At 70.1% G+C, this 20,718-nt stretch carries 21 protein-coding genes, 1 tRNA gene and 6 pseudogenes; 18 read left to right on the forward strand and 10 right to left on the reverse strand.

All coding sequences use genetic code 11. The annotated features are described in order from the left end of the window. Positions 1 to 42: 42 nt before the first annotated feature. Positions 43 to 525 carry a hypothetical protein gene (locus ACIHFE_RS32275; protein ID WP_400112316.1) on the forward strand — a complete coding sequence of 161 codons (483 nt, stop codon included), beginning with the start codon at positions 43 to 45 and terminating at the stop codon, positions 523 to 525. A gap of 102 nt (positions 526 to 627) precedes the next feature. Here ACIHFE_RS32275 and ACIHFE_RS32280 read toward each other — a convergent pair whose 3' ends face one another. Continuing rightward, complete coding sequence (locus tag ACIHFE_RS32280; protein WP_400112318.1) at positions 628 to 1,434, reverse strand: TetR/AcrR family transcriptional regulator; 807 nt, start codon at positions 1,432 to 1,434, stop codon at positions 628 to 630. Between the two features lie 97 nt (positions 1,435 to 1,531). Here ACIHFE_RS32280 and ACIHFE_RS32285 point away from each other — a divergent pair, with 97 nt between their 5' ends. From ACIHFE_RS32285 to ACIHFE_RS32295, 3 genes and pseudogenes are all read left to right on the forward strand, one after another. Beyond that, positions 1,532 to 1,921, forward strand: a complete 390-nt coding sequence (locus ACIHFE_RS32285) for a VOC family protein (RefSeq protein ID WP_400112320.1) — start codon at positions 1,532 to 1,534, stop codon at positions 1,919 to 1,921. 106 nt (positions 1,922 to 2,027) lie between these two features. After that, positions 2,028 to 2,321: pseudogene (locus tag ACIHFE_RS32290) on the forward strand (SDR family NAD(P)-dependent oxidoreductase); the annotation flags it as partial. Further along, positions 2,266 to 2,424: pseudogene (locus ACIHFE_RS32295) on the forward strand (Hsp20/alpha crystallin family protein); the annotation flags it as partial. The pseudogenes ACIHFE_RS32290 and ACIHFE_RS32295, both read left to right, overlap by 56 nt. Positions 2,425 to 2,552: 128 nt before the next feature. Here the strand turns inward: ACIHFE_RS32295 and ACIHFE_RS32300 are convergent. Beyond that, positions 2,553 to 2,897 (reverse strand): MerR family transcriptional regulator, encoded by a 345-nt coding sequence (locus ACIHFE_RS32300; RefSeq protein ID WP_400112322.1) that lies wholly within the window; start codon positions 2,895 to 2,897, stop codon positions 2,553 to 2,555. A 550-nt stretch (positions 2,898 to 3,447) separates the two neighbouring features. Here ACIHFE_RS32300 and ACIHFE_RS32305 point away from each other — a divergent pair. Further along, on the forward strand, positions 3,448 to 3,945 hold the full coding sequence (locus ACIHFE_RS32305; protein ID WP_400112324.1) for an ATP-binding protein: 498 nt from the start codon (positions 3,448 to 3,450) through the stop codon (positions 3,943 to 3,945). Positions 3,946 to 4,379: 434 nt separating this feature from the next. Then, positions 4,380 to 4,517: pseudogene (locus ACIHFE_RS32310) on the forward strand (D-2-hydroxyacid dehydrogenase family protein); the annotation flags it as partial. A 239-nt stretch (positions 4,518 to 4,756) separates the two neighbouring features. Here the strand turns inward: ACIHFE_RS32310 and ACIHFE_RS32315 are convergent. Further along, a complete protein-coding gene (locus ACIHFE_RS32315) occupies positions 4,757 to 4,903 on the reverse strand; it encodes a hypothetical protein (RefSeq protein WP_400112326.1) in 147 nt (48 codons plus the stop codon). Between the two features lie 369 nt (positions 4,904 to 5,272). Between ACIHFE_RS32315 and ACIHFE_RS32320 the strand changes: the two genes are divergently transcribed. The 3 genes from ACIHFE_RS32320 (at position 5,273) to ACIHFE_RS32330 (ending at position 5,930) form a co-directional block, all read left to right on the forward strand. Then, positions 5,273 to 5,482, forward strand: coding sequence for a hypothetical protein (locus tag ACIHFE_RS32320; RefSeq protein ID WP_400112328.1), 210 nt, complete (start codon positions 5,273 to 5,275; stop codon positions 5,480 to 5,482). After that, a complete protein-coding gene (locus ACIHFE_RS32325) occupies positions 5,479 to 5,715 on the forward strand; it encodes a hypothetical protein (RefSeq protein ID WP_400112330.1) in 237 nt (78 codons plus the stop codon). Before ACIHFE_RS32320 ends, ACIHFE_RS32325 begins: the two co-directional genes overlap by 4 nt. Positions 5,716 to 5,857: 142 nt before the next feature. Then, positions 5,858 to 5,930: transfer RNA gene (locus ACIHFE_RS32330), tRNA-Ala, on the forward strand. A 106-nt stretch (positions 5,931 to 6,036) separates the two neighbouring features. Here ACIHFE_RS32330 and ACIHFE_RS32335 read toward each other — a convergent pair. Then, positions 6,037 to 6,912, reverse strand: coding sequence for an LLM class F420-dependent oxidoreductase (locus tag ACIHFE_RS32335; RefSeq protein WP_400112332.1), 876 nt, complete (start codon positions 6,910 to 6,912; stop codon positions 6,037 to 6,039). Between the two features lie 361 nt (positions 6,913 to 7,273). Beyond that, on the reverse strand, positions 7,274 to 8,563 hold the full coding sequence (locus ACIHFE_RS32340; protein ID WP_400112334.1) for an MFS transporter: 1,290 nt from the start codon (positions 8,561 to 8,563) through the stop codon (positions 7,274 to 7,276). A gap of 78 nt (positions 8,564 to 8,641) precedes the next feature. On the opposite strand from ACIHFE_RS32340, the gene ACIHFE_RS32345 reads away from it, so the two are divergent. Next, complete coding sequence (locus tag ACIHFE_RS32345; RefSeq protein WP_400112336.1) at positions 8,642 to 9,193, forward strand: MarR family winged helix-turn-helix transcriptional regulator; 552 nt, start codon at positions 8,642 to 8,644, stop codon at positions 9,191 to 9,193. Here the strand turns inward: ACIHFE_RS32345 and ACIHFE_RS32350 are convergent. Continuing rightward, positions 9,151 to 10,101 carry a CPBP family intramembrane glutamic endopeptidase gene (locus tag ACIHFE_RS32350; RefSeq protein ID WP_400112338.1) on the reverse strand — a complete coding sequence of 317 codons (951 nt, stop codon included), beginning with the start codon at positions 10,099 to 10,101 and terminating at the stop codon, positions 9,151 to 9,153. The genes ACIHFE_RS32345 and ACIHFE_RS32350 overlap by 43 nt on opposite strands. Positions 10,102 to 10,291: 190 nt before the next feature. On the opposite strand from ACIHFE_RS32350, the pseudogene ACIHFE_RS32355 reads away from it, so the two are divergent. Continuing rightward, positions 10,292 to 10,911: pseudogene (locus ACIHFE_RS32355) on the forward strand (Tn3 family transposase); the annotation flags it as partial. Positions 10,912 to 10,976: 65 nt separating this feature from the next. Here the strand turns inward: ACIHFE_RS32355 and ACIHFE_RS32360 are convergent. After that, positions 10,977 to 11,099 (reverse strand): annotated as a pseudogene (locus tag ACIHFE_RS32360) (universal stress protein); the annotation flags it as partial. Between the two features lie 276 nt (positions 11,100 to 11,375). Between ACIHFE_RS32360 and ACIHFE_RS32365 the strand changes: the two are divergent. Beyond that, positions 11,376 to 13,223, forward strand: a complete 1,848-nt coding sequence (locus tag ACIHFE_RS32365; protein WP_400112340.1) for a glycoside hydrolase family 15 protein — start codon at positions 11,376 to 11,378, stop codon at positions 13,221 to 13,223. Positions 13,224 to 13,241: 18 nt separating this feature from the next. Here ACIHFE_RS32365 and ACIHFE_RS32370 read toward each other — a convergent pair whose 3' ends face one another. Beyond that, a complete protein-coding gene (locus ACIHFE_RS32370; protein WP_400112342.1) occupies positions 13,242 to 14,642 on the reverse strand; it encodes an MFS transporter in 1,401 nt (466 codons plus the stop codon). Positions 14,643 to 14,841: 199 nt separating this feature from the next. Here ACIHFE_RS32370 and ACIHFE_RS32375 point away from each other — a divergent pair, with 199 nt between their 5' ends. Continuing rightward, positions 14,842 to 15,387 (forward strand): recombinase family protein, encoded by a 546-nt coding sequence (locus tag ACIHFE_RS32375; RefSeq protein ID WP_400112388.1) that lies wholly within the window; start codon positions 14,842 to 14,844, stop codon positions 15,385 to 15,387. A 111-nt stretch (positions 15,388 to 15,498) separates the two neighbouring features. Here ACIHFE_RS32375 and ACIHFE_RS32380 read toward each other — a convergent pair whose 3' ends face one another. Then, positions 15,499 to 16,413, reverse strand: a complete 915-nt coding sequence (locus ACIHFE_RS32380) for an SDR family oxidoreductase (RefSeq protein WP_400112344.1) — start codon at positions 16,411 to 16,413, stop codon at positions 15,499 to 15,501. A gap of 123 nt (positions 16,414 to 16,536) precedes the next feature. Between ACIHFE_RS32380 and ACIHFE_RS32385 the strand changes: the two genes are divergently transcribed. Next, entirely contained in the window at positions 16,537 to 17,103 is a 567-nt protein-coding gene (locus ACIHFE_RS32385) for a TetR/AcrR family transcriptional regulator (RefSeq protein WP_400112346.1), read from the forward strand. Between the two features lie 48 nt (positions 17,104 to 17,151). Here ACIHFE_RS32385 and ACIHFE_RS32390 read toward each other — a convergent pair whose 3' ends face one another. Further along, positions 17,152 to 17,721 (reverse strand): hypothetical protein, encoded by a 570-nt coding sequence (locus tag ACIHFE_RS32390; RefSeq protein WP_400112348.1) that lies wholly within the window; start codon positions 17,719 to 17,721, stop codon positions 17,152 to 17,154. 265 nt (positions 17,722 to 17,986) lie between these two features. On the opposite strand from ACIHFE_RS32390, the gene ACIHFE_RS32395 reads away from it, so the two are divergent. The 4 genes and pseudogenes from ACIHFE_RS32395 (at position 17,987) to pth (ending at position 20,705) form a co-directional block, all read left to right on the forward strand. Further along, a complete protein-coding gene (locus ACIHFE_RS32395; protein ID WP_400112350.1) occupies positions 17,987 to 18,418 on the forward strand; it encodes a DUF2267 domain-containing protein in 432 nt (143 codons plus the stop codon). A 199-nt stretch (positions 18,419 to 18,617) separates the two neighbouring features. Further along, entirely contained in the window at positions 18,618 to 19,832 is a 1,215-nt protein-coding gene (locus tag ACIHFE_RS32400; protein WP_400112352.1) for an aminotransferase class V-fold PLP-dependent enzyme, read from the forward strand. Further along, a pseudogene (locus ACIHFE_RS32405) lies at positions 19,744 to 20,040 on the forward strand (ADP-ribosylglycohydrolase family protein); the annotation flags it as partial. The gene ACIHFE_RS32400 and the pseudogene ACIHFE_RS32405, both read left to right, overlap by 89 nt. A gap of 8 nt (positions 20,041 to 20,048) precedes the next feature. After that, entirely contained in the window at positions 20,049 to 20,705 is a 657-nt protein-coding gene (gene pth, locus ACIHFE_RS32410) for an aminoacyl-tRNA hydrolase (protein WP_400112354.1), read from the forward strand. Positions 20,706 to 20,718: the final 13 nt, after the last annotated feature.

The following is a 20,718-nucleotide window of genomic DNA, read 5'->3' on the forward strand; positions in this document are numbered from 1 at the left end:
ACCCCGGCCGGAGCCCGTGGGGCGGCCGGGGCGGAGGAAGCCATGCGAAGCGACAACGACCTACCGGACCGCCAGGAGAGCGGCCTTTCCACCGATGACCTCGCCCAGGCTGCCGAGGAGCGGTCGGCAGGGGCCGGGGAAGAGGCGGAGGCGCAGCCCCCGGCCTACCCCGGCGAGGCCACCGAAGGGTTCGAAGGATTCGAGGAGCGGGGCGAGACCCGGGAACGCGAAACCGGCACTACGGAAGAGGAGGAGATGCCGAGCCTGCTGTCCCCGGAGGATGAGGAGGGATTCCACAAGCGCTGGCAGGAGATCCAGAGCACCTTTGTGGACGACCCGCGTAACGCCGTGCACGCCGCCGACTCACTGGTCGCCGACGTCATACAGACCCTGGCATCGACCTTTGCGCAGCACAAACACGACCTGGAAGGCCAGTGGAGCCAGGGCGAGCAGGTGGACACCGAGGAACTGCGCAAGGCCCTGCGGCGCTATCGGTCGTTCTTCAACCGCCTGCTGAGTACGTGACGGTGGGCCTGGGAGGGCCTGGGTTCATACAGTCGGCGCCTGGTGTCCGCCAGGCGCCGTTTCCCTGCGCGCCGGGCGCGGCAAGAGTGAGGTGGTGTCGCGTCAACTTCCCGTGTCCGCCGGGCCATTGGCGGTGGTGTCCGGGTCCCCGTGCCGGCCGATGAGCGTGGCGAAGGCATCGAGGGCGCGTTGCAGGCCGAAGGCGTAGGCGTGTTGGGGGTGGTAGGCGCTGCCGTGTGCGGCACCCGCCGCCGCGCCGACCCGGACGGCGGTGGGGTAGGTGTTCTCGTCCAGCACCCTGGCGAGAAGCGGGGCGTTCGCCGCCCACCACTGCTCGTCATTGACGGCGCTGTCGTGCTGGGCGGCGCGGGCCTCGGCGGCGGCGCGGGCACAGGTCTGCACAAAGGTGAGCAGATAAGTCAGGCAGTCGTCCATCTCAACATCGCTGAGGCCGAGGCCGTCGAGCGTGGACAGTTCGTGCTCGTACTTCGCCATCTGCCCCGGCCCCAGCGGAGGCCGGGCGGTGGAGACGGCCGCCGCCCAGGGGTGGCGTTCGAAGAGATCCCGGTTCTCCCCGGCGATGGCGGTGACGCGTTGCCGCCAGGGCTGCCCGGCGGTGTCCGTGCGGGGCATCCGGGCGTAGGCGGCGTCGAGCATGAGGTCCAGCAGCTCGGCCTTGCCGGGGACATAGGTGTACAGCGTCATCGGCACCACGCCGAGTTCCTGCGCGACCCGGCGCATGGTCACCGCGTCCAGGCCCTCGGAGTCGGCGATGGCGGTGGCCGCCTCGACGACCGCGTCGATGCTCAGCCCGCGTCGCGGTCCCCGGCGGCGGTCGGGAGTGGAGTCACGCCACAGCAGTTGCAGGGTGCGGGCCGGGTCGCCCGCGCTGGTTCGTTCGGTTGGCACGGGATCATCCTCTCGCATTTAATCTCCGTACTGTGTACAATGTACGGCGTACAGAGAAAATGATGGTCTGCTCCAACGTGCTCCCGGAGGAACTCCCATGAAGGTCACCTCTAGTGCTGTCTCGCTCAATGTCGACGATGTCCCCGCCTCCAGCGCCTTCCTCAGGGAGCACTTCGGGTTCCGCGAGGAGATGGCGGCCGATGGCTTTGCGTCCCTGACCCGCGATGACATCGGCCTCAATGTCGTCTTCCTGCGAAGGGGGCTGACGGTTCTGCCGGCCGACCAGCGGGAGGTGCACGCGGCCGGCCTGATCCTGGCCTTTGTCGTCGACGACCTCGAAGGCGAGCTGGCCCGGCTGCGCGCCGAGGGCGTCACGATCACCATGCCGCTGACGGCCGATGAGTGGGGCGAGCGCTCCTTCCAGGTCCGTGACCCCAACGGGGTCATCGTCCAGCTGGTCGACTGGAACGGACCGGCCGGCCACTGAGCGGGCCCGGGTCGGACCCGGGTTCAACCACCTCTCGTTGACCGCCAGTTGATCAACTATGTTCGCCAGGCTGTTGTCCGCGACTGCTCCTGGAGGCCGAACGATCGTGACGGATCAGCGGGTTGTCATTGTCACCGGTGGCGGCACCGGCATCGGCGCCGCCACCGCCCGGCTGTTGCGGTAGGCCGGCCACCATGTGGTCGTCTCCGGACGGCGGCCCGAGCCGCTGCACCGAATCGCCGAGGAGGCCGGGGCTCTCGCACACCCCGCCGACACCGGTGACCCCGGCGAGGTCGAGGCCCTGGCCGAGGCGGCACTGCTCCAGCTATGCCGCTCCCTCGCCGTTGACTACGGCGCGCAGGAGCTGCGCGCCAACACCGTCTGCCCCAGCTGGGTGCGCGATGGACGCCTACCGCGAGGGTGACGAGTACGTGGTGGCCTTCGACCTGCCGGGCGTCAGTCCGGAGGCGATCGACATCGACGTCGAGCGCCAACTCCCCACCGGCTAAGCGTTGTTGTTCGGCCGCGCCGAACTCACCCAGGCGGCCTGAAGGCGCGCCTCGAAGCCTTGATGCCGGTCGGCTTCCCTCGCCGGCGGCCGGCGTTGCCCGCCTGCCGACCGGCGTTGTGATCAGGCCGTGGTCTTCGGCTGTGACTCGCCGCTCTGGGCGCGCAGATGCTCGTTGATACGCCGGGCTTCTTCGAGCTGGTCTTCGAGGATGACGATGCGGCAGGCGGCCTCGACGGGAGTGCCCTGGTCGACGAGTTCGCGGGCACGGGCGGCGATGCGCAACTGGTAGCGGGAATAGCGGCGGTGCCCGCCTTCGGAGCGCAGCGGGGTGATCAGGCGGTGTTCGCCCAGGGTGCGGAGGAAGGCGGGGGTGGTGCCGAGCATCTCGGCGGCCCGGCCCATCGTGTAGGCGGGGTAGTCGTCGTCATCGAGATTGTCGACGGGACGGGAACTGCCAGGGGGCATAGACCTCTTCTTCCAGGGGGCGCGTCGGGGGGCCCGGGCGCCAGTACTGGCGCCCGGGCCCCGAGCTTTCAACACCATCTACCGGCAACCCGTGCCGGCCTTCTTTGTCCGCAGGTTCCGCCTGGGAGGGCGGGGCTGCGGGGATCGCGATGCGTGACCGGGGACCACCTTCCAATCCGGGGCCTGCGGTACCCGGGCGGACTTCTTCCGCGCCCGGGCGATCCTGATGGCGCTCTGCTCCTTACCTTCGGTTACTCGGTTGTACTGCTGGATACCGCGGGTACTGCCCGCGACCCCTGAGGGCCGCGTCCTGCTTGACCTGTACGCACGGCAGTTCGTGTCTGCCGTACCTCAACGACTTCCGAGATACAGCGAAACAGTAACCCCGTGACGGGTCATTGTCTACTGTCGCCACGATAGATTTTCTTGCAAGTCCACGCGTGGAGTTCTGCCCCCAATACACCCGGAAGAGTGCTGTCCCGGGTTGAACCCCCGCCAGTCGGGCACACGCTGAGCCTGGAGGCACAACCGCAGGGCGAGGTGACAGCACATGACCGACACCGAGACGACACACCCGCACGCCCCCAGGGTCCCTGTGGTCGTGGAAGGCGACAGCCCCGCCGGTATCGCTCACGCCCGTGACGTCGCCCGCGCCTTCGTCGAGGGGCTGGACCCGGCAGCAGCGGCCGGGACAGCAGAAACCCTCGCTCTCGTGGTCTCCGAACTCACCACCAACGCCCTGCGCCACGGCGGCGGCCGATACACCCTCGAGCTCACCTTCACCGCCGAGGCGGTGAACGCCGCCGTCAGCGACCTCAATCCCGCACCCCCGCGGGAACGTGCCCCCGACCTCAACGGTGGCGCCGGCGGGTTCGGCTGGCCCATGGTCCGCCGCCTCACCAGCAAGGTGACCATCGCCCCCGGCCCTGGTCGGGGCAAGACCATCCACGTCCGCCTCCCACGGCGACCCAGGCGCCAGGAAACTCCCGCCCCGCAGAACTCCTCCGGCTATGGGCCCCTCACCTGCGCGGTCACTATTCAAGGATGACGGCAGGCTGACGACGACGGCCTCTGTCGCCGGGTGGGGATCAAAGCGCCGTCACCACACGAGTTGCGGCGCGGCCGGAGGGTGCGCGTGTCGCATTCTCCAACGCGCCTGGCCGACCGAAGCTCACGCCGGGCGTTCAGTGCACGCCGCGGCAGATCGGGTCGGCGCAGCCGCCCAGTTCAAAGGAACCGGCGGCGCGCCCTGCCGCTTCGCCCGGCCGAGCCTGCTTGGCGTCGCCTCCCAAGGAAGGCATCCCCTGCCGGCCAGTCCCCGGCCGGCCAAACGACCACCGCCGCGACCGGGATGTGAGCGGCACAAGCGGACGCACAAGAGCCGTCCAGAGGGCCTACGGCACCCAGCCGCGCTCATCACTCATCGAGCAAGGTCATCCATGGCCCCTTTGGGCTCGCCGGTTTCACATCCCCTGGCTTCAGATGTGCACCGCCCCGCGACTGCTGGCGACGCCCCACCTCGGCTATGTCGCCCGCAGCAACTACGAGACGTACTACGGCCAGGCCATCGAGAACATCCAGGCATTCCTGGCGGGCTCACCCATCCGCCGCCTCGGCTGAAACCGCACCACCCGGCAGGGCGCCGCCGACTCCGTCGGGCCTGGCGGGACCGGCGCCCGGCCGGACCGGTCCGGAGTGGTGTCACTGCCTCGCGGGGGCCGGAGGTCGTGGTTATCGTTGCCGGTGTTGTGCCATCGCTCGGTGGCATGGGCGAAGCCCGCCGCCATGGGCATGGCGACGGGCTTCCTGTGAGGAACAGCCTTGCTGTGTTGTCCCCGCCGGCTATCACCCGGCGGGGGTCACAGCGTGTGCCTCATCTCCAGCCACCACTTGGCGACTGCTCCGGCGACCGCCGCGGCGACGGCGGTGGTCAGCCGGAGGAGCCAGTCGAGGCCGGCCCTGGTGAGGAGGGCACGACTGCTCTTCTCCTGTGCGTGACGGCCCATGATCGTGCCGTTCTTCCGGGTGGGCGGGTGCCCACGTGGCCGGGCTTCCGGTCGGAGAGCCCGGCCACGGGTGCGGCTGGTCCTGGCGTGCCAGGTTTCGCGCCCCAGTCGGGTTCGCCGAGGAGGAGGCCGGCTGCGGTGAGCGCCCCGGATGGATACGTCCATGGGGTCACTAATCGGACTTTACCGACGATTGGGTGTCAGTTGTCGGAGGTGCGCTGGGGATTGAGGGCCTTGTGCCGGAATGCAGCAGTGCCGGGGGCCGCGGTGCGGCTGTTTTATGCGGCTCTGCCGCACGGCCTGGAGCGGCGGCGGAGACCGGCCGAATCGCGCGGGTGCATGCGCCCGGCCGCTGCCATGATCGACGGCATGAAGGTGCTTGGCGTCGGGGCGACGGGAACGATCGGCAGCGCCGTCGCCGGGGCGCTGGAGGCGCGGCACGAGGTGGTGGACGACGAGATATCCGCCGGTCTGCGGGGCAAGTTGCCGGGGCAGGTCGCACTGGCCCGGCGGGCCGTGCACCACCTGCGGGACGGGGGCTCCATCGCCTTGACCGGAGCACCTTCTCCGCACCCATGAGAGGCGGGTCCCCGGGGGCGCTGATCAATGCCGGACTGGAAGGCTTCGTCCGCAATGCGGCCGGTGAACTGCCGCGAGGACTGCGCATCAATGTCATCGGTCCCGGCTGGATCAAGGAGACCCTGGAGGGCATGGGTGCCGACGCGGTGGACGGCACGCCCGTGACCGAGGTGGCCGGGGCGTATATGGCGGCGGTGGAAGGCGCGATGCAGGGCCGGTCGATATGCCCCTGATGTCACCGTGATCCTTCATCGACCTGGTTCCGGTGGCCCCCGCCGCAATGCGGTACGCGGGGGCCCCGGGATTGGATTTGGGCAAGGGCGGGCTGATCGGGTAATCTTTTGCCTGTCGCCGGGAAATCGGCACAAAACACTTGGGGCTATAGCTCAGTTGGTAGAGCGCCTGCATGGCATGCAGGAGGTCAGGAGTTCAATTCTCCTTAGCTCCACTGGACAATGAGGGCCGTTTCTTGGTGAAACGGCCCTCATTTTTCATTCCCCCGATGAATGCGGGGAGTTGGCCGACGACAGAGTTTCTCGCCGTAGCGGCTGGGCTCAGCCCAGCTCGGCGAGTTGGGCGACGGCCGGCGCCATGCCGTCGATCCAGGCGGCCGGGGAGCCGGTGGTCGGGGTGACGATGGCGGTGTGCACACCGAGCTCGGCGTAGCCGGCCATCCGCCGCACAAACTCATCGCGCGTTTCCGGCCCCGGCCGTGGATCGCCGACGGTGATTGTCTTGCGGATCTCGTCGTAGTTCCGGCCGGCATCGTCGCAATGCCGTCGCAGGACATCGAGCTTATGACTGACCTCTTCGGGCGAGGAGGCGAACAGATTGCACGCGTCGCCGTACCGTGCCACCAGCCGCAGCGTCTTGCGCTCCCCGCCGCCGCCGATGAGGATTTTGGGCCGGCTGATTGGCTGTGGTGAGCAGAGCGTCTCGGCCAGTTGATAGTGCTTGCCCTGGAACGGACCGTTGTTGTCCGGGTCCCACATCTGCCCACAGATGCGCAGGGATTCTTCCAGCAGTTCGAACCGTTCGGCGAGCGGCGGGAAGGGCACGCCGAGTCCCTGGTGCTCGCGTTCGTACCACGCGGCGCCGATGCCCAGCACCGCCCGGCCGCCGGACAGTACGTCGAGGGTGGTGACGATCTTGGCGAGCAGGCCCGGGTGCCGGTAGGTCACGCCGGTGACCAGGAGACCGAGGTCGATCCTGGAGGTGTGGGCGGCCAGATAGCCGAGCGTGGTGTAGCCCTCCAGCATGGCGGCCTCCGCCGGAAGGCCGATCGGCTCGATCTGGAAGTAGTGGTCCATAAAGGACAGCCAGCTCGCCCCGGCCTCCTCGGCGGCGGTACCCACCCGGGCCAGCTCACCGGCGATGGCGGTGGTCCCGCCGTCGATATCGAAGATGGGGATGTGAAGACCCAGTTCCATGGCGCGATGTCCTCTCACGATGGGGCGGAGGGGCGGAAACGTCATGCTGACTATGCCCCGTGTGGCGCCGTACCGGTCGTCCGTGTGGTGAGTGGTCCGGCAGGGGCCCACCGCGTTCAGCCGGACGCCGGCCGGCGCGAAGGTGTGGGAGTGGGCCGGTTGACGCCTCGCCGGTCCCGCTGCCGGACTGGGGGCCGGACTGGCCGTCCAGTCAAGTGGCGAGCCGGCGGTGGCGGTCGCCGTCCGGTCCGTCTGCTGCCGCACCCGGCATCATCGGGTGGGAAGTTGGCGTGGCCGCCCGCCGGCTCATCGCTCCGCGGCAGGGAGGCGGCGGCGCACGACGCACCAGCGCCTGCGCGCGTCAACTCGCCTGCCGGCCCGGCCCGCACGAACCAGTGCCGGAACGGACTTGGGCATGCGGCCCGGACCGGTCGCCGTTTGCGGCCCCGGCCGCCTCCTCGCCCGGTCCGAGGCGGCGGACACCCGGCACCGCCGCGGTGCCCGCGCAGGCGAGTGCCACCAGGGCAGCCGTGGCCAGGAGCGGCGCGCCGCTGCCCCAGGCATGGGCAGCCAGCGGCGCCAGCGTGTAGCCGAGCGGGGCGGCCGCCAGTGAGAGCAGCCAGTCGTAGGAGGTGACCCGCGCCAACACCTGGGCGGGAAAGCGCTGTTGCACCACCGTCTGCCACACCGGGCTGAGGAAGCCGAGCCCGGTCATCGCGAGGGCGTACGCGGTGACGGTCACCGGCGCCGGTGCCGCGGTGGCGAGGGCGAGCAGGGGCAGCGCGTAGAGGGCGAGGCCCAGGTTGGCCAGCAGCACCGGGCGGTTGGGCCGCACCCGGCCGGCGATCAGTGAACCGGCCAGCACCCCGGCGGCTCCGGCCTGGGTCATCGCGATCCACACGCCGTCCCCGCCCAGCCGCCGGCTGGCGATCAGCGGGCCGAGGGTGAGCAGGACGGCATGGGCGCCGTTCCAGACCGCATGGCCGATCAGGCTGGTCCAGTACCAGTCCTGGGAGCGCACCTCGCCCCAGCCCTCGGTCAAGTCGGCGAGCAGCGGGCGGCGTTGGGCCGGGGTGTGCCGGACGGTGAGCCGGGTCAGCAGTGCGGCGCTGATCATAAAGGAGGCGCCGTCCAGGATGAATGCCCATCCCGCCCCCGCCGTGTAGACCAGCACCCCGGCCAGGGCGGGGCCGCCCAGCCGGGCCGCGTTGCCGGCGGAGGCCAGCAGTGCGTTCGCCCGCATCCGGTGCGGCCCCTCGACGGTGGCCGCCACCAGTGGGGTGGCGGTCGGCATGGCGAAGGCGGAGGCGATGCCGCCGACCGCCTCGGCCACGGCGATATGCGCCAGCCGTGGCTGCCCGCCGATCAGTTCGACGCCGACAAGGAGCTGTGCGACGGCCCGGACCAGATCGGTGACCAAGGCCACCACCCGGGGGTTGAAGCGGTCCCCGACCACGCCACCGAGCGGCAGCAGGAGCAGCCGGGGCACCATCGCGCAGCCCAGCACCAGGGCGAGTGCCCCGGATGAGCCGGTGGCCCGGGTGATCGCGATGGCGAGCGCGGCGGGAACCACCGCGTCGCCGAGGGTGGAGACGGTACGGCCGACGATGAGCAGCCGGAAGTCCGGGAGCTTCAAAGGGTGTTGGGTCACTCGCAGCACTGTATTTCGGCGCCGAAATTTCGGCAACGAAATATTCGATGCCGACCGACCCGGCTTTAGACTCCTGATATGAAGCACCCCGAACCCCGGCCGGACGAGCCACACGACTCGATCGACGACCACGTCAAGCGCTGGCTGCCGGTCCTGCCCCACCTCGACCCGGACATCGAGGGCGCCGTCACCCGCATGAGCAAGCTCAGCCGCCATCTGGTCCGGGTGCGTGAGCAGGGCGTCGCCGACTACGGCCTGCAGAAGCACGAGTTCGACACCCTGCATGTGCTGGCCGGCCGAGGCGGCCGCGCCACGCCCACCGAATTGCGCGAAGACCTCGGCCTGGCACCCGCCTCGGTCACCGGCCGTCTGGAGGCCCTGGAACAGCGGGAGTTCGTGGTCCGTACCCCCTCCACCGAGGACCGCCGCCGGGTGGACGTCGAGCTTACCGAAGCCGGCCGGGCGGCCTGGCGCTCGGCGCTGGACGTGGTCGGCCGCGAGGAACACCGGCTGCTCGGCGTCCTGACACCCGATGAGCGCCGGCAGCTCTCCGATCTGCTGCGCCGGGTGCTCCTCGCCCAGGAGGCTCAGGCGCGGCCGGCTTCCCCGGGCGAAACGGCCGGCCGGTAACGGGAAGAAGAGGGGTTCAGGCGGCCGGTGAGCGCCAGGAAGGCGACGAACGCGCCCATGGCGATCCAGCCGGGCCAACCCGCCAGCCCCATGTGCAGGGGGTCCAGCGTGGCGTCCGGATCGGCGAACTCCTTGACCATCCGCACACTCACCGAGCTCACAAAGGCATGGCCCAGAACGGCGGGCACAACGGAGCCGGAGCGCAGCCGCAGCCAGGTGAAGACCGGCAGAATCAGCGTGCAGCTCAACAGCATGGCCGGCACCGAGACATACCAGGGGCGCCCGGGATACTGCCCGCCCATCAGCAGCGTGGGCAGGTGCCACAGCGCGAAGGCCGCTCCCGTGAGCAGATACGCCCGTACCGTACCGGTCCGTCCGCCTTCCCGTAGCAGACGTGGGAACAGATAGCCCTGCCAGCCCAGTTCCTCGCCGAAGAACAGCGGCACCGACACCAGCATGTTCAGCAGCGCCCCGGCCGCCCACCCGCCCAGTCCGCTCACCCGCATCCCGTCGTAGGGATACCGGCCGGCCAGGGCGGCGATGACAAGAGCGGCGCCGGTGAGACCGGCGGGCACCGCCACCGCAGGCAGGCATACCCGCAAGGCGCGCCACCAGGGCCTGGGCAACCGCAGGGCGAGGGCGTCCCGCAGCCGGCCGCCCCGTTCGACGTACCGGATGGCGCACATCGCGGCGAGCGCCGGAGCGAACATCGCGGCCGCGATGCACGCCTGCTCCAGCGGGCCGGCTCCCTCCCGGGCGCTGCCGCGTTGATAGCCGCCGGCCAGGAGTGGTGACATGGCCAGCCACATACCGGCATTGGCCAGGGCCAGATAGACCAGCAGGCTACGACGGCGGGATAAGGGTGTCAGGGGTCGCAGGGGGCTCAGAGACCCCGTGGAGAGTGCCATGCGGGGAGAGTACGGACGGGGGCGAGTGGTGGGGAATGCGGCCAACACCCCTTGGCGAACTGGGGATTTCCCTACCAGGTTCAGGAATGCTTCGGGGGGTCGGCCAGGTCTGGGCGGTGGGCTCGGCGGGTGCGTCGCAATGGGAGGGCGGTTCGGGGCGTGGTGCCGGCCCGGCAGGTGTCGGAGGCCCGAGCGGCCGCCGGAGCCGCGGCGGACCGCGCTGCTGACGGAGCCGGTGGTGCGCCGGCTGGAGGCGCAGGCGGTCGACGACGCCTTGGACCTGTTCGCGGTGCTGAGGCGTTGGGGGAGGCCGTGCCGCGTACGTCGGTCTCCTCGGCGGTCGCGACGGTGGAGGCCCTGGAGCCCGACGACGACGGGTCCGCCGAAGCCGCGATGCGGGAGAAGCTCGCCCTGCGCTACAACACCGTGCGCCCGTTCCTGTCACTGCTGGGCGAGTCGGACGCGCTGGATGCCGCCCCGGCCGGGCGGCGCATGGTGAAGGCGGTGCGCCGCCTGCCCGCGCTCTCTCGACGCAGGGTCAAGGACCGGCCGCTGCTGCCCCGCGAGGTCGACGCCGAGCTGGTCACGGTGATGTGGAAGCGCGCGGTTTTCTCCAACACCAACCTGCCGCAGGGCTCGGTCGACCGGGACGCGTACGTGGTGTGCGTCCTGGAGCAGCTGCACCGCGCCCTGAACCGGCGTGATGTGTTCGCCGCCCCGTCCAACCGGTGGGCCGACCCGCGCGCGAGGCTTCTGGACGGGCCGCGGTGGGAAGCGATGCGTGGGGACGTGCTCGCGGGCCTGTCCCTGGCCGAGGACGCCGACGGGGGAACGGGTATCCAGCTGCTTGTTGCCGGGAAGCTCCAGCCGGTGACGGCTTCGACGGCCGCGTTCTGCCTGCGTGCCTGGGCCAGTGCCCACCTCAGAGCCTTGCGCGCGGATTCGGAGCCGTCGGCTCCCACCACGATTCTCGCGGTCGGCCCGTCCTTTTCGGCCATGGTCCGTGTCCTGGACGCCGTGCTCACCCGGGGCTCGGCCGTAGTGCCTGCTGGTGATTCCCGGCTCCTCACGGCCGCTCCGCCAACCGACGGCCCGGCCGGTGGCAGGTGCTGCGGCCAGGAGTGGCTGGGGGCTCCCGATGTCGCGATGATGGGCACAACGGCCGACGCTTGGCCGTGGCGGCAACGCCGTCCCCCACACAACGCGACCACCTGTGGGATCGCGCTGGTGCGAGGAGTCTGTGCGTCCCTCACTGCCGCAGCCGAGGAGGCGCTGTGAAGGAGTACCCCCCGATCGCGGACCACGGTATCGTCGGCGACCTGCAGACGGCGGCGCTGATCGCCGCCGACGGCACCGTGGACTGGTGGTGCACACCCCGGTTCGATGCCCCCAGCGTGTTCGCCTCGCTGCTCGACAGCGACCGCGGAGGCCATTGCCGTCTCGCGGCCGATGTCGGAGACGACGCGACCGTCCGCCAGCTCTACCTACCCGACACCGCGATCCTCATCACCCGTTTCATGGCATCGAGCGGTGTCGGGGAGGTCGTCGACTTCATGCCTCCCGATCCGTCGACGACACCGTCGACACGACACCGGCTGATCCGGGCCGTGCGGGTGGTGCGCGGCAGCATGCCCTTCGAGCTGATCTGCCAGCCACGTTTCGACTACGGCCGCGCATCGCACGACCTCACCCGCCTGGACGACGGATCGATGCTGTTCCGCGGTCCCGGCACGGACCTGCACCTGCAGGTCACCGCGCCGATCACCTTGCATCCGGACGGCACCGACGTCTCCGCCCGTTTCACCCTGCAGGCGGGGGAACGGGCCGCGGTCGTCCTCACCAGCGAAACCGGTACAGCGGAGGCGCTCAGTGGGCGTCCCGGCGGTGTCACACCCTCCGTCGAGGCGGTCCGGGACGCTTTCGAGGAGTGCAGTGCGTTCTGGCTGAACTGGCTGCGGGGCTCCCGCTACCGCGGCCGCTGGCACGAGAGGGTCGCCCGTTCCGCCATCACGCTCAAGCTCCTTACCTACGCCCCCACGGGCGCCCTGATCGCCGCAGCGACCATGGGGCTGCCCGAGCAGATCGGCGGGGAACGAAACTGGGACTACCGCTACACCTGGGTCCGCGACGCCTCCCTGTCGGTCCGGTCCCTGGTCGACCTCGGCTTCACCGCGGAGGCGAACGCCTTCCGCCGTTGGCTGCGCGAGCGCCTCGACGCAGGCGGCACCGCCTCCGGCGAACCGCTGCAGATCATGTACCGCGTCGACGGCGAACCACACCTGACCGAGGAGGTGCTCGACCACCTGGAGGGCTACTGCCGCTCCGCCCCGGTACGGGCCGGAAACGCGGCCGCCGACCAGATCCAGCTCGACATCTATGGTGAGGCCGCCTACGCCTTCGCCCAGGCCGAGGACATCGGCGGCCTGGGCGGCTGGCGCGCCTTCGCACGCGTCATCGACTGGCTCGCAGAGAACTGGGACCGGCCCGACGAGGGCATCTGGGAGACCCGCGGAGGACGCCAGAACTTCACCTACAGCCGCCTGATGACCTGGGTCGCCTTCGACCGCGCCGCCAAACTGGCCACCGCCCACTCCCGCCCCGGCGACCTCACCCGCTGGCTCGGCGCACGCGACGCCGTCCTGCAGCAGATCGTCGAACACGGCTGGAACGAAGAACGCCGGGCGTTCGTCCAGCACTACGACACCGACGTCCTCGACGCCTCCCTGCTCCTGATGCCCAAGGTCGGCTTCCTCACTCCCACCGACCCCGACTGGCTGACCACCCTCGACGCCATGGACGAAGAACTGGTCAGCGACAGCCTCGTCTACCGCTACGACCCCGCTGCCTCCCCCGACGGCCTGCGCGGCTCCGAGGGCACCTTCAACCTGTGCAGCTTCCTGTATGTGGAGGCACTCGCCCGGGCGGGACGCCTCACCCAGGCCCGCTATGCCTTCTCCAAGATGCTCACCTACGCCAACCACGTCGGCCTGTTTGCTGAAGAAATCGGCCCTTCCGGTGAGCAGCTGGGCAACTTCCCTCAAGCCTTCACCCATTTGGCCCTGATCGATGCTGCCCTCGCCCTGGACGAAGGGCTCGACCGCGCCGAGGGCATGGCCGGCTGACGGTGCACACGGCGCGGGTTACTGCCGTGGCGCCGTCCTGGCTTCGGCGGCGGGCGGTCGGCCGGCGCGCGGCAGCAGAGCCGCGGCGGTCAACCCGCCTACGCCGACGACCGCGAGCGCCGCCAGCGCCGTCGCGTACGCGCCCTTGCTGAGTCCTGCCACCAGGATCGTGCCCGCCACGGCCGTGCCGAGCGAGGAGCCGAGATTGGAGATGCTGCGCGACAGGCCGGAGATCTCGCCCTGCTGCGTTTCGGGGAAGCACGACTGGACCACGTTCACCGACGGGGTGAGCATCACCCCCAGGCCCAGGCCGATCAGCAACAGGCCGGGGGCGAACGCCCAGGCGCCGGGCTTCCAGGCGACCAGCGCCAACAACACGGCGATGCCGGCGATCGTCACGACGAAGCCCGCCATGATGAGGGTTCGCTGGGCACGGCGCCGGGCCAGTTTCTCGGCGGCCAGCGAGGAAGCGAGGATGCCCAGGGTCGCGGCGGTGAAGATGACGCCGGTTTCGATCGCGTCGTAGCCGCGGACGACCTGCAGGTAGGCGGCGACGGTGAACGAGACGCCCATCAGCATCAGCCACTGTGTGTTCTGGGTGACCAGGCCGAGATTGGAGGTGCGGTTGCGGAACAGATCCGTCGACAGCAGCGCCTCCCGGCCGGCGCGCTCGCGGCCGCGCACCCAGGCGAAGAAGCCGGCCAGCACCAGCGCACCGGCCAGCAGCAGGCCCAGCGCCAGCCAGCCGTTGTTGTCGACGGCCAGGATGCCGGTCACCAGCAGCACCAGGCCCGCCGCCGACAGCAGCGCCCCGACCGTGTCGAAGGGCCGGGCGGGGTCGGGCGGCAGCGGATCGGTGATTTTGCGGCTGAGCACCACGATCACCACGATCACCAGCGCCTGGAACACGAACGCGGCCCGCCAGCTGATCGCGCTCGTGATCAGCCCGCCGATCAGCGGACCGGCGGCCGCCCCGACCCCGCCCATCGCCATGATCGCGCCGAACGCGCGCGCCCGGGACGCCGTGTCGGTGAACATCAGGGTGGTCAGGATGTAGACCGGCGGGATCAGCAGGGCCGTACCCACACCCTCCAGAATCGAGTTCCCGAGGATCAGCATGCCCAGCCCTGGCGCGGCCGCACTGAGCACCGCCCCGACCCCGTAGACCACGAGCCCCGCCAGCAGGCAGCGCTTGCGTCCCCATTTGTCGGTCAGCTTGCCGCCCGGGATCATCAGCGAGGCCATCACCAGCAGGAAGATCGTGATCGTGATCTGTACACCCTGCACAGTGGTGTCCAGGTCCTCGCTGATGTCGTTGATCATCACGTTCATGTTCGAGCCGGCGAAGCTGCAGATGAACTGTGCCAATGCCAGCGGAGCAAGTACCCGCCGTGCCCCCGCCTCCGCCGCCTCTGCCATGCCGCTACCTGCCCATCCACCACGTCCGGTGTACCGAGAATGCTGTCCACAACAGCCCGGCGCTGACGAAATGCAACCGCAGCGACGACCGTCGCATGGCCAACCTCCCTCGGCCTGAAGGCGCGCAGCAGTACTCGGGGAACCGGCCGACGGGCCGGACCTCCTCGTCGCCGAACCGCTCGTCCGCACCGAAATCAAGATCGGATACGCCCGTGTCTCCACCGGCGGCCAGAAGCTCGAACGGCAGATCGGCACACTCACCGCCGCCGGGTGCCGGAAGATCTTCGCGGACAAGAAATCCGGCAAGAACGCCCTCCGCCCCGAGCTGAAGGCGTGCCACGCCTTCCTCGACACCGGCGACACCCTCGTAGTCCCCTCGCTCGACCGCTACGGCCGCAGCCTCCAGGACCTCATCAACATGGTCGCCGAACTCCGCGACCGCGGCATCGGCTTCACCTCGCTCCACGAGAACCTGGACACCACCACCCCCGGCGGCCGGCTCGTCTTCCACGTCTTCGCCGCCCTCGCGGAGTTCATTCGCGAACTCATCGTCATCGGCACCAACGAGGGCCTGGCCGCCGCCCGCGCCCGCGGCCGCATCGGCGGACGCCCCACCGTCGCCACCGAGGAAGTCATCAAGGCCGCCCGCGACCTGCTGCCCGGCCTCGGCCGCTCCATCACCTCGATCGCCAAGCTGCTCGGCGTCTCCCCCGGCACCCTCTACAACTCCGATGTCTCGTTCTGATCGTTCCGCCGGCGCCCGACTCCGAGCCGTACGGGCATGGTTGGCGCAGGGCAGCGGCCAACCACCCGTACAACAAGGAGACTTGGCCCGGAGCGAGGCGTCCGAAGCCGGCTACCGCTGGGCGGGCTCCTCGGTGCGGAAGTAGTGGCCCTCCTCGACATCGGCGATGAGCCCCTGCTGGGCCGGCTGCCACCCCATCAGTTCACGGGTCCGCGCGCTGGAGGTGGGAACGTCGGCGGAGAGCAGGGTCCCCAGCCAGCCGAAGTGGTCAACCGCGTCCTCGGCGGACACGGAGACCGCCGGCAGGCCGAGTTGCCGTCCGATCGCCTCGGCCAGGGTCCGGACTGGTATGCCCTCCTCGGCCATGCCATGCAGGATGGATCCGGCGGGAGCCTTCTCCAGAGCCAGCCGGTACAACCGCGCGGCATCGAGCCGGTGCACGCTGCACCAGCGGTTGGTTCCCTCGCCGATGTAGCCGGAGACGCCCTTGTCGCGGGCGATGCCGATCAGGGCTGGGACGAACGCGCGGTCCCCTTCGCCGTGCACCGACGGGGGCAGCCGCAGCACGGACGAGCGGACGCCGCGCTCGGCCAGCGCGATCGTGGCCTGGGCGCTGGGGGCTCGAAGCGAGGTGATCGAGTCGGGGTCGGGTGTGTCCAGTTCGGTCGCCACACCTCCACCGGCGATCGCAATCGTTCCACTGGTGACGACCAGGGGCTTGCCGGAGCCCTCGAGCGCGGCACCGAGCGTCTCGATGGCGCGCATATCGGTGCGTGCCGCGTTCTCGTACTGGGTGAAGTCATGGATGAACGCGAGGTGGATGACCCCGTCCGCCGCGGCGGCGCCGGCCCGCAGGCTGTCGAGGTCCTCGAGGGAGCCGCGATGTACCTCGGCTCCGGCGGCGGCCAGGGCGTCGGCCGAGGCATCCGAACGCGCCAGACCGACGACTTGGTGGCCGGCGCCGATGAGTTCGGGGACGACGGCGGAACCGATAAAGCCGGAGGCGCCGGTGACGAAAACACGCATAAGAGCACTCCTGTGGTCAAGGGGCGGCCACCGCTGTCGCAGGGCCTGCCGAGGAGGTCGATGTCAGTGACTGACGTCAAGCTAGCACTGATGTCATGCGCTGTCATCAAGTAGGATTCCGGCATGGGGCGATGGGAGCCGAACGCACGCGGCAGACTCGAGCAGGCGGCACTGGAGCTCTATGCCGAGCGGGGGTACGAACAGACCACCGTCGCGGAGATCGCCAAGCGCGCGGGGCTGACGGAGCGGACCTACTTCCGGCACTTCGCCGACAAGCGCGAGGTGCTGTTCGCGGGCGCGGCCGCGTTGCGGGAGCTCCTGGTGACCACCGTCGCGGACGCACCGGCCGACGCGACGCCGATCGACGCGGTGGCGGCGGCACTTGACGCCGTCGCCGGGATGATCGGGGGACGGCGCGAGGGCGCCCGTCAGCGTCAGTCGGTCATCGTCGCCAACGCGGAACTCCGGGAACGCGAGCTGATCAAGCTTGCCGCACTGTCGGCAGGGCTCGCCGAGGCCCTGCGAGGGCGCGGGGTCGGCGAGCCGGCCGCGAGTCTGGCCGCGGAGGCGGGAATCGCCGTGTTCAAGGTCTCGTTCGAGCAGTGGATCGGCGAAGCCCGGGACAGGGAACTACCCGAAATCATCCGGCAGTTGCTGGATGAGCTCAAAGCGGTGACCGCCGGGCGGTGAGTGTTCCGGCCGGGACCGCGGCGGAACGGCCAACCCCCGCGGCAGGTCTCAGCGCGGCGGAATGTGCGCCCGGAACTTCTTGGCCAGGTCCGCGCCCCGGATGACGCCGCCCGTGTGGTAGGTCAGGCCCCAGGCGTCGATGGCCGAGCCATCGGCGAAGACACACATGTCATGCAGATGATCGCGGTCGACCGGGTCGCCCTGCCTGATCCACCCGCCGACGTCGCTCTTACGGTTGCCGAACTGAGTGGTCCCGCCGATGAAAGCGCAGTACGCGGCGGACGGATTGCCCTGCGGATGCTGCGGCAGCGGAGGCTTGCGGACGTAGGCGAGAGCGGCGAGCGTCGGCAGATCGGCGGCGAGCGTATCCGTGGGAAGCACCAGCCGGCTGTGGTCCTTGGCCTGGAACCGGCAGAGTTCCCGCACACCGCCGAGCGGAGTGAGCCCGCGGCCGGAGTCGTAGTAGGCCCGGTAGACCGCCGCCTGGCCGCCATGGCCGGTACACCAGGCGGCCGCGGTGCGCGGATGTGACGTGCCGGGGCTGGCGCTGGCCTGAGCGGTCACCAGGGCGGCCGTGGCGACGGTGACCAGGGATAAGGCGATGGCGCGCTTGCGCATAAGGATGCCTCCCGTGAAAGTCGGGAGACACAGTCTCGATGCGCGTATGTGTAGGCGTCAACGGCGCCCGGCCAACGCTCCGTGTGGCCTTCGTCCCTGTCGGTCACCCTCCGGGCCGCTGCGCCCAGGGCGCGTCCGGAGAGCCACTTCCCGCTGCCCAGCAAGGGATTCCGCGCCGCTGCTGCGGGTGCGGCACGGCCGCCACCCGCCCTAGCATGGAGATCCGAGGGCAGGAAGCGACAGCAGATTTCCGGAAGGAAGAGCCATGTCCTCCAACCGCCCACCCGACTTCGAGCACGCCATCCACACGGCGAACATCTGGCTGAAGTCGGTAGCCGAAGCCATGGGAACCGCAGACCGCAGCGCGGCTCATCGGGCGCTGCGGGCCTGGCTGCACACGGTGCGCGACCGGCTCACCGTCGATGTGGCCGCCCATCTCGCCGCCCAGCTCCCCGAGTTGCTCCGGGGCCTCTACTACGACGGCTGGGACCCGAGCATTGTGCCGGTCAAATACGACCGTGACGCCTATGTGATCCGCTTCGCCCAGGAGGCGAAGGTCACCGCCGAGGAGGTGCCAGAGGTGACCGGCGCGGTCACCGCCGCGCTGGCCCGCCAGATGTCCCCGGGCCAAATGGACTCGGTGCTCCAGGAGTTGCCGCAGGACATCCGCGCCTTCTTCCTGCAGCCGGTCGCCTGAGGGCGCCGGCGGCCCGGGTACCGCACGGGCAGGAATGGGCCATGCCGGACCCGGAATCAGCCAGGGCCGGCCGGGCCGGGCGCGCCGGTGCGGTGGACGGTGCCAGGCTGAGGTGTCGTTCACCGCGCAGGTGAGCCGAACACCCGACAGCAGTGCGATCCGGCGGCCACCGGGCCCCTCACCTGGAGACAACGACGCAGTGACGGACAGGACGGCGGCGCAGCCGGACGGCGTGTGCCCGCCCTCACCACGCCATAGGGGCGCCGAGCTCACCCTGCGCCACCACTGGATGCTCGATCCCGGCCGAGTGCATCTGAACCATGGCTCCTTCGGGGCGGTGCCGCGCGAAACACTCGCCCATCAGCAGGAGTTGCGCGAGGAGATGGAACGGGATCCCGTCGAATGGTTCCAGCGGCTGCCCGGACGGGTCGCGGCGGCCCGGCGCCAGGTGGCCCGGCTGCTGGGCGCCCCCGAAGCGGCCACTGCCTTTGTGGCCAATGCCAGCGCGGGCGTGACCGTTGTCCTCCAAGCCCTTGAACTGCCGCTGGGCAGCCGCATCGTGATCACCGACCATCTCTATGGGGCGGTCACCATGGCGGTGCACCGCGCCGCCGCACGCCGCGGTGCCGATGTCGAAACCGTGCACCTCCCACTCCACTGGCCCTTGCGGGACATCGCGGAGCGCATGGTGGCCGCCCTGGACGCGCGTACCCGCCTTGTGGTCGTCGACCAGATCTCGTCGGCCACGGCCCGGCTGTTCCCGGTGGCCGAAATCGCCGAGGCCTGCCGGGCGCGCGGCATCCCGCTCCTGGTGGACGGAGCCCATGCACCCGGCATGCTGGCACACCCCCTGGCCGGGCTGCACGGCACCTACTGGGTGGGCAACCTGCACAAATGGACCTGCGCACCGCGCGGCAGCGCGGTCCTGGTCGCCGACCCGGCCGACCCGGACGAACGCCGGCGACTCCACCCGCCGATCGACTCCTGGGGAACCCCGGACGCCTATCCGGAGCGCTTCGACCAGCAGGGCACCCAGGACCTCACCGCCTGGCTCGCCGCCCCGCACGCCCCGTCCCTGATCGAGCAGCTCCATGGCTGGACCGCCGCCCGCCGCTTTATGGCCGGCCTCGCCGAGCACGGCCAGCGCATCATCGCCGAGCGCTGGGGAGCGGACCTCGGCGAGGTGCGGACGGCACCCGCCCCTGCCATGCGGCTGGTCCCGCTGCCCCCGGGCCATGCCACCGACCAGGACTCCGCCCATGCCCTCCAGCAGGTGATCTCCAGCCGGTACGGCTGTGCCACCGCCATCACCACCTGGCACGGCCGGGGCTTCCTGCGCCTGTCCGCGCACCTCTACAACGCCCCTGCGGACTATGAGCATTTGGCCGAGCGCTGTGCGGAACTCTTCGGCTGAGGCGATCGACCTCGGCGGTGACACCGACACCGTGGCAGCGGTCACCGGCGGTCCTGCCGGGGCCTATTACGGACCGGACGCCATTCCGGCTCGCTGGACCGGGCCACTTCATGTCCCCCTGCCGGGATTCAACGGCCGGGTGCTGCGGCTGCCGGAACTCCTCGGCCTCGCTGACCGGCTGACGGACCGGGCCATGCACACCCGTTAGCATACGGCGTGGAAGACAAGCCGGTGAGCCGGCCGACATTCGGGGCAACTTCGCTGCCCGGGGGAGGATTTGGCGCTATGCCGTCCATGGCGTCCGATGAACGCTGGGTGATCGCCGGTCTCGGAAACCCGGGACCGTGGTTCCGGAAGACACGGCACAACGCCGGATTTCTGGTCGTCGACCGCCTTGCCGAGCGTTATGGAGTGGCGTTCAAGTGGTACGGGACCCAATGCCGTCTGGCCGAGATCGAGGTCGACGGCCGGCGGGTGATCCTGGCCAAGCCGCAGCGTTTTATGAATCTTTCGGGAAATCCCGTGGCCGCCGTCATGCGTGCCCATGACGTTCCGGCGGAGCGCCTCCTCGTGGTGCACGATGAACTGGCCTTCGCGTTCGGTGCCGTCCGGATGAAGCGTGGCGGTGGCGCGGGTGGGCACAATGGGCTGCGCTCGGTGAGCGAGGCCCTGGGAAATCAGCACTACGCCCGGATTCGCTTCGGCATCGGACGCCCGCCAAAGGGGCAGACCATCGGGAAGTTTGTCATGCGGAGATTCTCGGAGTCCGAGCAGTCGGGAATGCCGGCGCTGCTGGACCGTTGTGCGGATATCGCCGAGGCATGTGTGGTGCATGGTCTGGACAAGGCGCAGACCGAACTCCACACCGCGTAGGCGCGCAGAGCGT

This window comes from Streptomyces sp. NPDC052396, from assembly GCF_044593195.1.
Taxonomy (GTDB): domain Bacteria; phylum Actinomycetota; class Actinomycetes; order Streptomycetales; family Streptomycetaceae; genus Streptomyces.

Excerpts from the sequence above, each read along its gene's own strand:
- ACIHFE_RS32275 (WP_400112316.1), top strand. The coding sequence starts at position 43 with ATGCGAAGCGACAACGACCTACCGGACCGCCAGGAGAGCGGCCTTTCC.
- ACIHFE_RS32285 (WP_400112320.1), top strand. The coding sequence starts at position 1,532 with ATGAAGGTCACCTCTAGTGCTGTCTCGCTCAATGTCGACGATGTCCCC.
- ACIHFE_RS32300 (WP_400112322.1), bottom strand. The coding sequence starts at position 2,897 with ATGCCCCCTGGCAGTTCCCGTCCCGTCGACAATCTCGATGACGACGAC.
- ACIHFE_RS32305 (WP_400112324.1), top strand. The coding sequence starts at position 3,448 with ATGACCGACACCGAGACGACACACCCGCACGCCCCCAGGGTCCCTGTG.
- ACIHFE_RS32315 (WP_400112326.1), bottom strand. The coding sequence starts at position 4,903 with ATGGGCCGTCACGCACAGGAGAAGAGCAGTCGTGCCCTCCTCACCAGG.
- ACIHFE_RS32320 (WP_400112328.1), top strand. The coding sequence starts at position 5,273 with ATGAAGGTGCTTGGCGTCGGGGCGACGGGAACGATCGGCAGCGCCGTC.
- ACIHFE_RS32325 (WP_400112330.1), top strand. The coding sequence starts at position 5,479 with ATGAGAGGCGGGTCCCCGGGGGCGCTGATCAATGCCGGACTGGAAGGC.
- ACIHFE_RS32335 (WP_400112332.1), bottom strand. The coding sequence starts at position 6,912 with ATGGAACTGGGTCTTCACATCCCCATCTTCGATATCGACGGCGGGACC.
- ACIHFE_RS32345 (WP_400112336.1), top strand. The coding sequence starts at position 8,642 with ATGAAGCACCCCGAACCCCGGCCGGACGAGCCACACGACTCGATCGAC.
- ACIHFE_RS32350 (WP_400112338.1), bottom strand. The coding sequence starts at position 10,101 with ATGGCACTCTCCACGGGGTCTCTGAGCCCCCTGCGACCCCTGACACCC.
- ACIHFE_RS32370 (WP_400112342.1), bottom strand. The coding sequence starts at position 14,642 with ATGGCAGAGGCGGCGGAGGCGGGGGCACGGCGGGTACTTGCTCCGCTG.
- ACIHFE_RS32380 (WP_400112344.1), bottom strand. The coding sequence starts at position 16,413 with ATGCGTGTTTTCGTCACCGGCGCCTCCGGCTTTATCGGTTCCGCCGTC.
- ACIHFE_RS32385 (WP_400112346.1), top strand. The coding sequence starts at position 16,537 with ATGGGGCGATGGGAGCCGAACGCACGCGGCAGACTCGAGCAGGCGGCA.
- ACIHFE_RS32390 (WP_400112348.1), bottom strand. The coding sequence starts at position 17,721 with ATGCGCAAGCGCGCCATCGCCTTATCCCTGGTCACCGTCGCCACGGCC.
- ACIHFE_RS32395 (WP_400112350.1), top strand. The coding sequence starts at position 17,987 with ATGTCCTCCAACCGCCCACCCGACTTCGAGCACGCCATCCACACGGCG.